Origin of the sequence: Rhodoligotrophos defluvii (assembly GCF_005281615.1) — a bacterium.
Lineage (GTDB): Bacteria > Pseudomonadota > Alphaproteobacteria > Rhizobiales > Im1 > Rhodoligotrophos > Rhodoligotrophos defluvii.
This window is the reverse complement of sequence record NZ_SZZM01000014.1, coordinates 1-14214: the sequence shown is the minus strand read 5'-3', so window position 1 is coordinate 14214 and position 14214 is coordinate 1. Positions and strand designations below refer to the sequence as shown.

Annotated in this window: 13 protein-coding genes and 1 pseudogene; 1 reads left to right on the top strand and 13 read right to left on the bottom strand. The window is 66.7% G+C overall.

From position 1 onward, the window contains the following. From trbL to E4P09_RS25645, 8 genes and pseudogenes are all read right to left on the bottom strand, one after another. Nucleotides 1–898 (bottom strand): P-type conjugative transfer protein TrbL (trbL, locus tag E4P09_RS25680; protein ID WP_137392512.1); only part of this gene is annotated, 898 nt, incomplete at its 3' end. 24 nt (nt 899–922) lie between these two features. Continuing rightward, complete coding sequence (gene trbJ / locus E4P09_RS25675; protein WP_137392511.1) at nt 923–1651, bottom strand: P-type conjugative transfer protein TrbJ; 729 nt, start codon at nt 1649–1651, stop codon at nt 923–925. Continuing rightward, nucleotides 1648–4112: pseudogene (trbE, locus tag E4P09_RS25670) on the bottom strand (conjugal transfer protein TrbE). The gene trbJ and the pseudogene trbE overlap by 4 nt, the downstream one beginning before the upstream one ends. Beyond that, the gene (locus E4P09_RS25665; RefSeq protein ID WP_137392510.1) at nt 4106–4369 is read right to left on the bottom strand and encodes a VirB3 family type IV secretion system protein; all 264 of its coding nucleotides are present in this window, start codon (nt 4367–4369) and stop codon (nt 4106–4108) included. Before E4P09_RS25665 ends, trbE begins: the two are co-directional and overlap by 7 nt. Then, nucleotides 4366–4686 (bottom strand): TrbC/VirB2 family type IV secretion system protein, encoded by a 321-nt coding sequence (locus tag E4P09_RS25660; RefSeq protein ID WP_428977743.1) that lies wholly within the window; start codon nt 4684–4686, stop codon nt 4366–4368. Before E4P09_RS25660 ends, E4P09_RS25665 begins: the two co-directional genes overlap by 4 nt. A gap of 25 nt (nt 4687–4711) precedes the next feature. After that, complete coding sequence (gene trbB, locus E4P09_RS25655; protein ID WP_137392508.1) at nt 4712–5692, bottom strand: P-type conjugative transfer ATPase TrbB; 981 nt, start codon at nt 5690–5692, stop codon at nt 4712–4714. Beyond that, entirely contained in the window at nt 5689–6108 is a 420-nt protein-coding gene (locus E4P09_RS25650; protein WP_137392507.1) for a ribbon-helix-helix domain-containing protein, read from the bottom strand. Before E4P09_RS25650 ends, trbB begins: the two co-directional genes overlap by 4 nt. A 9-nt stretch (nt 6109–6117) precedes the next feature. Further along, entirely contained in the window at nt 6118–8160 is a 2043-nt protein-coding gene (locus E4P09_RS25645) for a conjugal transfer protein TraG (protein WP_137392506.1), read from the bottom strand. 263 nt (nt 8161–8423) lie between these two features. On the opposite strand from E4P09_RS25645, the gene E4P09_RS25640 reads away from it, so the two are divergent. Beyond that, a complete protein-coding gene (locus E4P09_RS25640) occupies nt 8424–9056 on the top strand; it encodes a hypothetical protein (RefSeq protein WP_137392505.1) in 633 nt (210 codons plus the stop codon). A 118-nt stretch (nt 9057–9174) separates the two neighbouring features. On the opposite strand, the gene E4P09_RS25635 is transcribed toward E4P09_RS25640, so the two are convergent. From E4P09_RS25635 to traF, 5 genes are all read right to left on the bottom strand, one after another. Next, nucleotides 9175–10011 (bottom strand): pPIWI-associating nuclease domain-containing protein, encoded by an 837-nt coding sequence (locus E4P09_RS25635; protein WP_137392504.1) that lies wholly within the window; start codon nt 10009–10011, stop codon nt 9175–9177. A 120-nt stretch (nt 10012–10131) separates the two neighbouring features. Further along, the gene (gene rlxS, locus E4P09_RS25630) at nt 10132–12114 is read right to left on the bottom strand and encodes a relaxase/mobilization nuclease RlxS (protein ID WP_137392503.1); all 1983 of its coding nucleotides are present in this window, start codon (nt 12112–12114) and stop codon (nt 10132–10134) included. A 355-nt stretch (nt 12115–12469) separates the two neighbouring features. After that, nucleotides 12470–12832, bottom strand: coding sequence for a hypothetical protein (locus E4P09_RS25625; protein ID WP_205042317.1), 363 nt, complete (start codon nt 12830–12832; stop codon nt 12470–12472). Nucleotides 12833–13064: 232 nt separating this feature from the next. After that, nucleotides 13065–13718 (bottom strand): lytic transglycosylase domain-containing protein, encoded by a 654-nt coding sequence (locus tag E4P09_RS25620; RefSeq protein ID WP_137392502.1) that lies wholly within the window; start codon nt 13716–13718, stop codon nt 13065–13067. Continuing rightward, nucleotides 13706–14214, bottom strand: a 509-nt coding sequence (traF, locus tag E4P09_RS25615; protein ID WP_205042316.1) for a conjugative transfer signal peptidase TraF, incomplete at its 5' end; no start/stop codon positions are given. The genes traF and E4P09_RS25620, both read right to left, overlap by 13 nt.

Below are 14214 nucleotides of genomic sequence, written 5' to 3'. Positions count from 1 at the left end.
CGCCCGTGCGGGCAACGCCGAGCGCGGCGGCACCCCCGGCAAGCGTGCCGGCTGCCACGGCGCCTGCCGTCCCGATGGCGGCGCCGGCGCCGAGCTGCGGGGCGCCCGAAACGAGACCGGCGGCGATACCGGGCCCGAAGATGCCGAGCCCGAACAGGGCGATCGAGGCGAGCACCAGCGACATCGCCTGCTCGAGGTTCGGCTCGGCGCCGTCCAGCGCGCTGATGAAATCTCCAAACAGCGTAGTGCCGATGCCGATGATGACGGCCAGCACCATGACCTTGATCCCTGATGAGATGACATTGCCGAGCACGCGCTCGGCGAGAAACGCCGTCTTGTTCCAGAGCGCGAAGGGGACGAGGACGAAGCCGGCCAGGGTCGTCAGCTTGAACTCGATGATCGTGATGAAGAGCTGGACTGCGAGGATGAAGAAGGCGAGCACGACCACGAGCCAGGCGAAGACCAGCACGAGGATCGTCACCGCGTTGTCGAAAAAGGTTGTGAAGCCGAGGAGGTCGCCCGCCTGCTGGAGCAACGGGTACGCGGCCTCGAAACCCGTTCCGGCAACGAAGCCAGGCTGCAGCAGACGATCAGCCGTCAATCCTGTAGGGGTCGCCTTGAGGCCCAGCCCGGAAAACGATTGGAACACGACATCTGCGAAGAGTTGCCAATTGTTCAGGATGAGGGCGAACGCGCCGACATAGAGCACCTTGCGGACGAGGCGGGCGACGACGTTCGAGCCCTCGTCCATCGCCCACCACAGGCCGGCGAGCGTGATATCGATCGCCACCAGGATGGAGGTGAGGAAGGCGACGTCGCCCGTCAGCAGACCGAAGCCCGAATCGATGTAGGTGATGAAGGTCTGTGTGAATCGGTCGATGACGTTGATGTCGTCCATGGCGTGTCGCCTCTCCCGGCTTGCTCAGTGCCGCGGCGTGTAGGCCTGGCCGTCGCCGAGGAAGCGGCTGAACTGCGCGCGTGCCTGTTCCTGGGCGGCGGTCGCGCGGGCGCGCTCCAGCGCCTCGGCGCGATATTGGGCGGCGACCAGCTCCTGAGCCTGGAGCTGCTGCTTGGTGGACAGCGCGACGAGCTGGTTGGTCGCCTGCTGCGCCTGGAGACTGCCGATGGCGGCCTCGGACGCGGTGACGAGGCGCGCGAGCTCGCCGGTATCGGCGTTCACGTTCTGCACGACCTGCGCCTGCACCAGCATCGTCTGCCGCAGCGCGTCCATCGAATGCTCCCAGCGCGCGCGGGCATCGCGGGAGAGCTCGTCGGTGGTCACGGTCGCCGCATAGTCCTTCGGATAGAGCCGCGCGAACTCCTGCTCGGTCCGGTCGATCTCGAAGGCGATGCCCTCGGCCCGCGCCATCAGCAGGTTGACGCGGCGGAGCGCCATCTCGATGGCGTGGAGGGAAGAGTAGTCGAGCCGCTCAAGGTGCTTCGCCATGTTCTGCAGCATCAGCACCTCGTTCTGCAGGCTGCGGATCTGGTTGGTGATCTGCTGTAGCGCGCGGGCGGCCTGCAGCACGTTCTGGGAATAGTTCGACGGGTCGAAGACGACGTCGCCTGCGCCGAAGAGGGCACGAGCCGGCTGTATCGGCAGAAAAGCGAAACACACCGCCAAGCAGGCGGCGCCGAGTTGACGCTTCATGGCTGTCCTCCTTGTTTTCCGGGAAACTCGTCCAGCAGCGCAGCGGCCCATTCCAAGCCTCTCGTCCGGAGCCAGGCCTCGGCGAATCGGTCGGGACCGGCGTCGTCCAGCACGCGGTCGATCAATGCCTGGTCCGTAGCTGCGGACGCCGCGCAGAACGCGAGCGTCACGGGACCGAGACCGAGCTCGAAGAGCCGGTTGCCGCGGCGGGATTGCAGGTAGTAGTCCCGCTTGGGCTGGGCCGCGGCGATCAGCTCGATCTGGCGGTCGTTGAGGCCGAAGCGGCCGTAGGCCTCGCGACTCTGCGGCTCGAGCGCGCGGTCGTTGGGCAGAAAGACGCGCTGGGGGCAGGACTCGAGCAGTGCTGGCGCGATGGTGCTGCCGGCGATGTCGGCGAGCGACTGGGTCGCGAAGACGACGGCGACGTTCTTCTTCCGCAGCGTCTTCAGCCAATCGCGAATGCGCCCGGCGAAGAGCGGATTGTCGAGGAAGAGCCAGGCCTCGTCGAGCACGAGCAGCGTGGGCCGGCCATTGAAGCGCTCCTCGAGACGGTGGAAGAGGTAGGTCAGCACCGGCAGGACCGCGCCCGCCTCATGCATCAGCTCTTCCATCTCGAAGCACTGCACGTCGCCGAGGGCGAGCCGGTCCTCGGCCGCATCGAGCAAGCGGCCGAACGGACCTTCGAGCGTGTAGGACGCGAGCGCCGATCTGAGGGCGTTCGATTGCAGAACGATCGACAGACCCGTGATGGTGCGCTCTTCCGCGGGGGCCGTGGCCAGGTTGCCCAGGGCCGACCAGACGGCTTCCTTGACCTCCGGCGTGATGACGACCGCCTCGTGCGTGAGCAGGCCGGTGATCCACTCGGCGGCCCAGCTCCGGACGGTCGGATCGTCGATGTGCCGAAGCGGCTGGAACGACAGCGAGCCGCCGCTGCCGAGGGCGTGGTACCGTCCGTCCATGGCGAGCACGGCGGCGCGCGCCGACCCGCCTTTGTCGAAGATGGTGATCTGGGAGTCCGCGTAGCGCCGGAACTGCAAGGCCATCAGCGCCAGCAGCACCGACTTGCCGGAACCGGTGGGCCCCACAATCAGCATGTGACCGACGTCGCCCACGTGGGTGGCGAAGCGGAACGGCGTGGTGCCGCCGGTCTCGGCGAGGAACAGCGGCGGGCCGTCCAGATGCTCGTTCCGCGCCGGCCCGGCCCAGATGGCCGACAACGGTACCAGATGTGCGAGGTTCAGGGTGTGGACGAGCGGTTGGCGGACGTTGGCGTAGACGTGCCCTGGCAGGCTGCCGAGCCAGGCCTCCACAGCGTTGACGGTCTCGCGGATGGTGGTGAAGCCGCGGCCGTTGATGACCCGCTCGACGGCCCGCACCTTCTCCGCGGCGCCCGCACGGCTCTCGTCCCAGACCGTAACGGTCGTGGTTAGATAGCCGAAGGCAACATGATCGCCGCCCAGTTCCTGGAGCGCCGCGTCGGCGTCGAGCGCCTTGTTGTCGGCGTCCGAGTCAAGGAGCGGCGTCGGCTCGTTGTAGAGGACCTCCCGCAGGATGGCGGTGATGGACTTGCGCTTGGCGAACCATTGGCGCCGGAGCCGCGTGAGCGCGCCGTTGGCGGCCGTCTTGTCGAGCGGGAGGAAGCGGGTCACCCAGCGATAGGCGAAGCCCAGATGGTTGAGGTCGTCGAGAAGCCCGGGCCGGGTGGCGTTCGGGAACCCAAGCACCGTGACGGTGCGGAGGTGCTCTTCGCCGAGAATCGGCTCGATACCGCCCGCGAGTGGCGTGTCAGCCAGGATCGCGTCGAGATACATGGGCGTCTCGGGCACGCCAACCGGATGGCGCCGGGTCGAGATCGCGCCGTGGAAGAAGGTCAGCGTCTCGGCGTCGTCGAGTGCCCTACACTCCGGCATGATGCCGGATAAGAGGTCGAACGTGCGATCCGTCTCGGCGATGAAGGCCTTGAGATGATCGCGGTAATCGAGAGCGCGCTCGCCGGGCGGCACTTCGAGCAATACCCGCTCCGCCCGGTTCACCTGATCTGGTGGTGGCAGATAAAGGAGCGTCAGATAATACGTGCTCTCGAGGTGCTCCCTGTGAAGCGCTCCTGGTTCCCTATCGAACGCTCCCAATTCCTGCTCGAACGCCGCGCGGCGTTCGCGATCGACCAGCCACGACGCCGCATCCGGGAAGATTGACGACGGATAGCCAGGCGCCTCGTGGCGCTCCGCCTCGAAAAAGAGCGCCCAACCGGAGCCGAAGCGACGCAACACGTTGTTGAGGCGCGCGCAGGTGGCGACGAGCTCGGCCTCGGTCGCGCTCTCCAGGTCGGGACCGGGAAGCGGAAGCTGCGCTGGAAGCTGCCGTCCTTGTTGAGCACCACGCCGGGTGCCACGAGCGCGACCCAGGGCAAGTGGTCGGCAAGGAGCGCTGGCTTGCGGCGATATTCCGCGAGGTTCAGCATCCGAGCCACCCCTTTTGACGGAGGTGACGACCCAGAACCCGTGGGAAGTGCGGATCGCGTTTCGCGGCGAATACCGCGAGTGTGTGGCCGATTGCCCAGACGAGGATCCCCGCCACCCAGAGCCTGAGGCCGAGGCCCAACGCCCCCGCCAGCGTGCCGTTGACAATGGCGATGGTGCGCGGCGCGCCGGCCAACAGGATCGGCTCGGTGAGCGAGCGGTGCAGCGGCACCTCGAATCCTTCGACGCGGACCGTCATGACACCAGCGCCCCGCCGCCAAAGGAGAAGAAGGCGAGGAAAAAGCTTGTCGCCGCGAAGGCGATCGAAAGCCCGAAGACGATCTGCAGGAGACGCCGGAACCCGCCCGAGGTGTCGCCAAAGGCAAGCGACAAGCCGGTAATAATGATGATGATCACCGCGATGATGCGCGCCACCGGACCTTCGATCGACTGCAGGATCGATTCGAGCGGCGCCTCCCAGGGCATGCTGGAACCGGCGGCGAACGTCGGTTCCGCGATACCGACGACGAGAGCGGCAGCAAGCGCCGGAAGAGCGAGGCTTCGGTAGATGGACATGCGCATCGGAATCTCCTCTTCGAGATCACAGGGCGTGAAGGGCGGCGGGCGGGAGCTCGACGACCCGGTAATCGCCGTTGGCATCGAGGCCCTCGAGTTCCGCGATGGTCTCGACCCGGCGCGCCAGGCCCCGACCGCGAATGAAGACGACGAGGTCGATCGCCTGCGCCACGAGCTGCCGCGGCACGCTGATGACCGCTTCCTGGATGAGCTGCTCCAGCCGGTAGAGCGCGGCATGGGCCGAGTTGGCATGCACCGTGGCGATGCCGCCGGGGTGGCCGGTGTTCCAGGCCTTGAGCATGTCGAGCGCCTCCGGCCCCCGGACCTCACCGACGATGATGCGGTCCGGCCGCAAGCGCATCGTCGAGCGCACGAGGTCGGCGAGGCTGACGAGGCCGGGCTTGGTACGCAACGCCACGCAATCCGGCGCGGCGCAGTGCAGCTCGCGGGTGTCCTCGATCAGGATCACGCGCTCGTCGAGCCGGGCGACTTCGACCAGCAGCGCATTGACCAGCGTGGTCTTGCCCGAGCTGGTGCCGCCGGCAATCAGGACGTTGCGCCGCTGGGCAACCGCCTTGCGGAGCGCGTCAGCCTGGAGCGGCATCATCACGTGGTCCGCGATATAATCGTCGAGCGTGTAGACCCTCGCCGCCGGCTTGCGGATCGCGAAGCAGGGCGCCAGCGAGACCGGCGGCAGCAGTCCCTCGAAGCGCTCGCCGGTCTCCGGCAGCTCGGCGCTGACCACCGGATTATTGCCATGGACCTCGACCCGCACGTGGCTCGCGACGAGACGAATGATGCGTTCAACCTCGGCGGCCTTGAGCCGCTCGCCCGTGTCGATCCGGCCGTCTCCGAGCCGGTCGAGGCGCAAGCTGCCGTCGGGATTGACCATCACCTCGATGACGGCGGGGTCGGCGAGCGCCGCGCCGATCACTGGCCCCATGGCAGTACGCAGCATTGCTCGCCGGCGCTCGCGGCTCTCGGGATGGCTGTCGTAGGTGCTCATCCCGTCGTCTCCTCTGTGGACGAGCGAGCAAGCACGTCAGCAGCGAGCGTGCGACCGCCCGCGATGCGGCGGCCCACCTGATCGATGAAGGCCTGGAACCGCTCCTGCCCGAGCGCACGGGCCGCAGCCTGGTCTGCCTCAGGGAGCGGCGCCGTCACGGTCAGCTGATAGCGGATGAAGAGCGCCAAGCTCTCCAGAACGATCTGCTGGTCGCGTTCGATCCGGCTGAGCTGCTTGCCGATCCGGTCGAGGCGGACCTTGAGCAGGTCATCGAGCTCCCTGGCGCCGCGCCGGGCGAGATAGGCGCGCAGCGCGTCCGCCACGATCGCCGACTTGGACGAGCCGGGCTTGGCGGCGAGCGCTTCGAGCTGCTCGGTCAGCTCGTCGTCGAGATAGAGGTGGTGGCGCGGTTTCATGGCGAGACCTCAGAAACCCGGCAGCAGGTCGTCATCGCGCCGGCCCGGATCGCCGTCGATCCCGTAGGCGCGCGTGACGGCAGGAAGCCGCCGTACGCGGTCCATGGCCTTGCTCTGGGCCGGTGCGTCAGCCTCGTCATCGAGGAGATCGAGATCGCTGTCGCGACCCGGATCGGCCGGCTTCATGACCTCAGCCTCGGCCATGCCGGGGTGGCGCTGGTGTTGAAGCCCGCCCTCGTCCTCCGATAGGCCAAGGTCTCGGTCGACAACGGCAGCCAATCGCGTGTCGGTGCCACGCACCTGGCCTGTCCAGTCATCGGCGCGCGGCGCCGGCCGGTCGCGATAGCCGTTCTCGGCAAGCGCCGGCGGCGCAGCGACCCGCGTCGTGAAGTTGCGGTCCTCGTAGTAGCGGAGCTTCTTCGCGCGGATCGGCGGCAGACCGGAGACGAGCACCAGCTCGTCAGCCGGCGGGAGCTGCATAACCTCGCCGGGCGTCAGCAGCGGCCTTGCCGTCTCCTGGCGGGACACCATGACATGAGAGAGCCAGGGCGCGAGCCGGTGGCCGGCATAGTTGCGCTGGGCACGCAGCTCGGTCGCGGTACCGAGCGCATCCGAGATGCGCTTGGCGGTGCGCTCGTCGTTCGACGAGAAGGCGATCCGGACATGGCAGTTGTCGAGGATCGCGTTGTTCTCGCCGTAGGCCTTGGAGATCTGGTTGAGCGACTGCGCGATCAGGTAGGCGCGGATGCCGTAGCCGGCCATGAAGGCGAGCGCCGTCTCGAAGAAGTCGAGCCGCCCCAGCGCGGGGAACTCGTCCAGCATCATGAGGAGCTGGTGCCGGCGCTGCTTGCCTGGGTCGCCTTCCAGGCGCTCCGTCAGCCGCCGGCCGATCTGATTGAGCACCAAGCGCACCAGCGGCTTGGTGCGGGAGATGTCCGAGGGCGGGATGACGAGGTAAAGCGAGACTGGCCGCTCGGTGTCCACGAGATCGGCGATGCGCCAATCGCACGATGCCGTGGTCGCGGCCACCGTCGGATCACGGTAGAGCCCCAGGAAGCTCATCGCGGTCGAGAGCACGCCCGAGCGCTCGTTCTCGGACTTGTTCAGCACCTCGCGCGCAGCCTGTGCGACGACCGGATGGACCTCCGGATTCAGCGGCGTGCCCAGATGATTCGTCGCCATCATGGCGCGCAGCGTGTGCTCGAAGGAGCGGCGAGGATCGGACATGAAGCCCGCCACGCGAGCGAGCGTCTTCTCCTCCTCCGCGTAGAGGACATGCAGGATGGTGCCGACCAGGAGCGCGTGGCTGGTCTTCTCCCAGTGATTCCGCCGCTCCAGCGCGCCCTCGGGATCAACCAGGATATCGGCGATGTTCTGGACGTCGCGGACCTCGTGCGGTCCCTTGCGCACCTCGAGCAGCGGGTTGTACCGGGCAGAGCGGGGATCGGTCGGGTTGAACAGGAGGCAGTGGGTGAACTGGGCGCGCCAGCCCGCCGTGAGCTGCCAGTTCTCCCCCTTGATGTCGTGGATGACCGTGCTTCCGGTCCAAGACAGGAGCGTCGGGATGACGAGCCCAACGCCCTTGCCGCTGCGCGTCGGCGCGAAGGCCATGACGTGCTCGGGGCCGTTGTGGCGGAGATAGCGCTTGCCGAGCCGGCCGAGGAACACGCCGCACGGCTCGAACAGGCCGGCGCGCTCAGCCTCCTTCCGGGTCGCCCAACGGGACGATCCGTAGGTGGTGACGAAGCGGCCCTGCCGCGCGCGCCAGAGCGAGCCGATCACGGCGACGACCGTGCCGAGCAGCCCGCTCGCCCCGGCCAGCATGCCGGCGCGCCGGAACAGGTCGGGCGCATAGGGCTCGTAGGCGTACCACCACTCGAACAGGCGCCAGGGGTAATAGACCGGCCAGCGGAAGAGATCGAACCATGGGTCGCCAAGCCGCGGCTGGTAGCCCAGCATCGCCGCGGTCCATTGCGTCGCCGCCCACACGCCGCCGATGACGATGGCGAAGACGACGAGAGCTTGGCCGATGAGAAGCTTGGTCGGAGTCATTCCCTTGGGTTCCGAAAATCGACGCGACACTCAGGTCGAGTGACGTTCCCAAGGGATTCGTCAGAAAGGAAAAATCGGCAATCGCCTTTATTTACGCCCTTCTACGACATCGTCCGCCTCATCCAAGTAGAGGCAACGAGGGTGTACGTCGATCGGTTCGACCATGGAACCGACACCCGAGGTGACTTAAACTGCCTGCACTGAGGATAAGGGGCGGAACTGTGGAGCGACGGTCGATCGTTGCGGCAAGAGGGGTTAGCAAGGTGGCTTACACTGAAGGTGTTGAAATGACAATGCGCTCAGTCTTTCTCGGTCTCCTCTTCGGTGTGGCGCAGACTCTTTTTGCCCTAGGCGCTTCGGCGGCCGACCCGAGCACGTTCGAGGTGATGGGTCTCAAGCTTGGAATGACCGTCTCAGAAACACAGGAGGCCTCGAAGCAAGCTGGATTCACTATTACGGGACGCGATCCTGGGCCCTCTTTTGAACAGGCGGTCGCGCAGAAGCACGGGAAGCGGATCAGCGGAACCGCCTATTCAGGCGTGAACAAGATCAATCTCGCTCGGGATGATGCTCGGGCTGAGGTCTTCTTCGCGCCAACGCCGGAAGGTCCACGTGCCTACCAAATTGCGGTCGACGTACTGAAGGTTAGCGACCGCGACGATCTTACGGCTGACATCATCGCGAAATATGGGCAACCGGAACAACGCGGCGAGCATGAATGGCTATGGGGCGACACCGGCATGTTTTACGCGCGTACCAAACCATACCTGGAATTCCAGCCGAACCCAGTCAGCGCCACGACGCCTAAGCCTCTTGGGCGCCTGATCCTTGCTGATCCAGCACTTCAGAAACGGTCTAAGAAAGCCATTGCTGACAACGCCCGGACGGGCGGTTGATTCCACTTCATGCGCTATCGAGATTTGCGACGCGACATGCCGACGTCCGATGAGTACGTCAGCAGATATAAACCGTAACGACTGGCACCATAGCATTTCGAGGTCCGTTCGGCCGCCATCAATCGCGCCAACCACCGTCGCTCACGCGTAGATCTACCATGGAGGTTTCGAAATGGCCCGGATCATTGACCGGGGCGGGGATATCGCAGATGAAGGGAAATGAGTGGTTTAGCGTTGCGCCGTCACCGCGGCGGAGATCCGAGTTTGAACCCCATTGCAGCTCAGCTCCAATCGTCCCAGTTGCGCGATACCAAACGAAATGGGCATCGATTCTGACGGTCTTTACGTCGTCAACGTAAATTTCCTCGATCGAATGATGCGTAGCGAGCTCGTCGATCGTCTGGATCGTCTCTCTGAGAACCTCGTCCGTCGCCTCGTCAACCACCGCTTCGGTAACGGCCATCATCATCTCCAATCGGCAGTGATCGATCGCATCCAGAAGCGCAACGAGCGACCCGAGGGCGTCTTGAGCCAAGGCGTCCACCGTCCGGTCATCCCCGACCACCGACCCCGGCCGGAGGTGTGTCGCCTTATGAAGTGCCTTGACACTGTCTCCCAACTGACGACGTAGATCGTCAGCGTCTAGCTGAAGCGCGTCCTTCACGTAGCGGTCTGATAGACCACCCTGAATGACATAGCGTTGGCGCTGCGCCCGAGTTGGCCTTCCGTCGTCCGTCTCTACGTTGAACCAACTGCACTGCTTCACTTCGTTCTCTGGTGCGAGTTCGTGAAGCATGTGCGTTAGCAACTCCCGAATTGCCGAAGCAAAGAGGTTGCCCCGGATCGGATTCTTGTCGTCGTCAGCAACCCGCAACGCGCCTTGCAGGACTGTTCTTGAGAAATCGTCAACCATTCGCGACGCGAGCGCGTCGGGGTCTACGCCGAACCGGATCATTGTATCGTCACAGAGTCCTCCAGGCCCTCACCGACTCTATCACAGCGCTCGAACAGCGCGATCCAAACGGGATATCCGCGATCCGGCTGGCTAGCAGCACATGAAATCATACCTTTGCCGCTATGAAATCCCCGGCCCACTCCGCTTGCGGCCGAGCGACCAGGAGATCGTGTCGCCACGAGCGATGCCGGATACGGTCTTGCCGAGGTTCCGCTCCAGCACCGGCCTCCACGGCACCAGCCTGAACTCGCGCGACTTCTCGATCAGCGCGAACCGGCCGCTCGCCAGATCAAGCCGCCGGCGGTAGATGCCCTCGACCCGCTCGCCGGGTTCGGTCTCGGCGTAGCGGAGGCCAAGCTCGCCGGAAAGCTGCCCGGCCACACGCGTGAGTTCGCGCCGCCGCAACAGCCCCAGCATATTGGCGCGGTAGACGATCCGGTCTCCTTCCTGCCGCGCCAGTTCCTGCTCGATGAGCCACTGCCGGCGCCGGTCCAGCGCTTGGCGCACCGCCCGACCGAACCCCGCGTCACGGACGGTCGTCGGCGCATCGGTGACGAGCTCGCGGTCGAGCCAGGTAGCCCCCTCGGCACTCACCTGTCGGTCGAGCGGCAGTACCGATAGCGTCTCGATCACGACGGGACTCGACCGGGTCTGCGCCCGCTCATGGCCGGCCGCCTGCTCAAGATGATCCGGTGCGACGATCCAGGTGCCGTCCGGCTGCCGGTCGACGCCGGCACCCAGACGCCGCATCGCCTCGAGCCGCCGGACGTGAGTCTCGGCGAAGGCCGCCGTGGCGGTCGGGTCGTGCCGGCGATGGATCTCGACGCTGTACCGCCCCTGGTTCGCGGCGGCGATCTCCGCGACCGTACGATCGACCGCCCTCGGCTCAGCTTGCTTCGGCTCTATGGCGACGACCGCACCCTCCGGAAGGGCTTCGGTCGCATCGGCCCGGCCGATCTCGACGTAATGGGTCCGGCCATCGACGCCATCGACGATCAGGTAGTGGCGGTCGTTGATCTCGTCCGAGAGCCCGCGCGCGAGGATGCTGCCGACGAGCTGCCGCACATTTCGGTCGGCCGGGTTGTAGATGGCGTAGTCCGCCGCCGCACGCGCCCTCCCCTCTCGCGCCATCTCCCGGTGCATCGTCTTGATGATGTCGCCGCGCTCGCCCATCCGACGCAACACCGGTTCCAGGTCGTCGGCGAGCCGCCATCGGCCCGACGCGACCTCTTCGGCGAGCCCGAGTCGGCGGAGCTTCTGCAGCCGGCCGGCCCGTAGCGTCTGGCGGAAGACGTCACCGACCGCCGTCCCGGACCGGACGGTGCCGTCCTCGTCGGCCTCGCGCAGCAGGTTCCGGTCGAGGCTGGTGAAGCGCTCCTGCTCCACCTCCATGCGCAGGCGGTTCTCGATCTCGAGATCGGATCGCGGCCCGAGGTCGAAGGTGACGATCTCCGCCGCGCGCTCGCGCATGCCCGTCGTGATGTAGTCGCGGGCGATAATCAGGTCCTTGCCCCGGTCGTCCCTGCCGCGCAGCACGATGTGGGTGTGCGGATGCCCTGTGTTGTAGTGGTCGACCGCCACCCAGTCGAGCCGGGTGCCGAGGTCCTCCTCCATCTGGCTCATCAGCCGACGGGTAAATCCCTTGAGTTCGTCATACTCGGCGGCGTCCTCAGCCGAGACGATGAAGCGGAACTCGTGCCGGTCGCCCTCCCCGCGTTCGAGGAACGCCCTGCCGTCGGCCCGGTCGGAGTCCGCATCATAGAGCTCTCCCGGCATGCCCTCGCGGGTGACGCCATCGCGCTGGATGTAGCGCAGGTGGAGCCGTGCCGCCTTCAGCCCCTGCCCCTTGAGCTTCACGATCCGCGACTTGATGATCACACGCCGGACGCGGAAGGCGGCATAGCGGTCGCGCGAAGCGAGCACCCGGCCGACGCCGGACCCGCGCCCGATCCGGTTGCCGTAGAAGCTGCCGCGGCTGGAGGACGAACGCGTGCCGGCGAGCGCCACCGCCCGCAAGACTTGGTGCAGATAGCGGCGTCCACGCTTGCTGCCCCGCGCGCGGATTCTGCCGAGCTTCGGCCTGAAGTCGTCATCATCTGCCATGGTCGTGTCCGTGGTCGGTTACTGTCGTTACAGACGAGTAAGCGGCGGCTGCGAACGGCGGCAAGACGGCACCATGAACATCGCGCCAGCTCAACAACTTGCCGCCACCCTGGGGCCAGCCCAACCGGGCATGGCGCCAGGGAAAACGATGTGCAGACAACGACATAGGCGACATTGGCGCCATTATTTCATCTTGCCCTACCGCACTCCCGAGGTCCCCGGCGTCCCATCTGTGCTCATCTACGATCTCTTGTCCGATCCCGGCTCGGACGGATGGCCACGCACCGGCCGGAGCCGCCGGCTGAAAGGACCGGGAGCGGCGTCAGCGAACACCGCTCCCGAGGCGGTCGGCGGGTTACCCGCCGCTCGCCAGGAACGCCTTTTCGGCGCTCTCGAAGACCTCGAACTGGCGCAGGCGAAGCATCCAATGGACGTGCCGCGCCCCATCGACGACGCAGGTGGCGACGTAATAGCGGCCGCGGAAATAGCCGAGGATCGCCACGAGCTCGAACGCTTCGTTCTCTTCGTCGAAGCTCTCCCAGGCGCCGAGATTCATCTCCGCGAGGCGTCCGTCCCAGTGGAAATCGGCGCGTTCGGCCTCGATGAAACGCTCGACAATGGCGTCGATTCCGTCCGCACCGAACTCTGCAGTCAGGTCGCGGACGAGCTGCGGGAAGCGGTCGAATGCGGCGTGCGGATGGGTGTGAAGCGTGGTCATCTGAACCTCCAGGGTTGGTGCCCTCCTCATCGAGGACAGGCCCTGGCATCGGCCGGCGAAGCGGCGGTCAAGGACGCCGAAGGCGCCGCGCAGCGGGGCGTGGGGGAGCCAAAATGCGCAGCATTTTGGGGGGACCGCGCATCCTTGACGGGCGCTTCGTCCTGGCTGGTACGATGGAAAAACCGAGACGAGGCCCCTCTCTCCGGTGGGGCTCCGGTGCCGCCGCTGCTTCTCATCGACGGCTGCCCGGCACGGTGCGCAACGGCACGAACAGGCCGCCCGATACAGACGCATCTGGAATGTCCGGTGGAGCCGTCGCCGTGGTCCGCAGCGTGAAGAAGAGGGACCTTCCGGACGCGACGGCGCGCGCTGACGGCGTAGCGGAGCGGCGTGAGCCAAGCGCCGCGAGATAGGCACGGGTCTCCGCCGGGAGCGGCCGTCCCGCGCGGAGATGCTCTGCGTAGCGGCCCGGTCCGGCGTTGTAAGCCGCGAAGAGACCGGGGAACCCGAACCGCTCGTACATGGCCCGGAGGTAGGCGGCCCCAGCCAGAATGTTGTCGCGCGGGTCATGGGGATCGTCGCCGAGGTCATGCCGGGCGCGCATCGCTTCGTAGGTGTCGGGCATCACCTGCATGAGGCCCATCGCGCCCGCCCGGGATGTGATCGGGCGGCCATCGAGCCTGGTCCGCCCGCCGCTCTCCGCCTGCATGACGGCGCGTATCCAAGCCTCGGGAATAGCGAACCGGGTGGCGGCTTCGGCGATGAACGGCTGCCAGCGGTCGAGGCGATCCTGGACGGCGCCGACCGGTTCGGCGACGCCGGGCGCCGGCCAGGCATAGGGCGCAATGGCGAGTCCAGCGAGCATCAGGAGGGTCACTCGGTCCATAGCGGCGCGAGCCTCCCGATGATCGCGGCGCGGCGCACCGGCCCGAAATACCGTCCGTCGAACGAGCCGGACACGCCCGCCATCAACAGGAAGAGCTCGTCGTCGGCGAGCACGCGGCAGCCGGTCCAGCGCGGCAGCGGACGGCCGAGACGGTCCCACGGCAGGCGCTTAGCGGCGACCCGGCCATTGACGGAGATCGCATTGTCGACGGCGCAGACGCGGTCGCCACCGAGCGCGGCGATGCGCTTCACCAGCGGCACGCCGTCGGGGAGATAGCCGCGCGCGACCGCGAGACGGCGGGCATCCGGCGGCAGGTCCGCGAGCACGAAGTCGCCGCGCGATGGTTTGATATGGCTGAGCCAGTAGAGGCCGATGGGTGCGCTCGCGCTGGCGTTCCAGACGAGGCGCGGCGCCGGATCGGCGAGCGCCGCGAAGCCGAGTGCCGCGAGCCCGAGGAGCGCGAGGGCGAGCACGGCGCGCGGGCGGCGACGCCCGC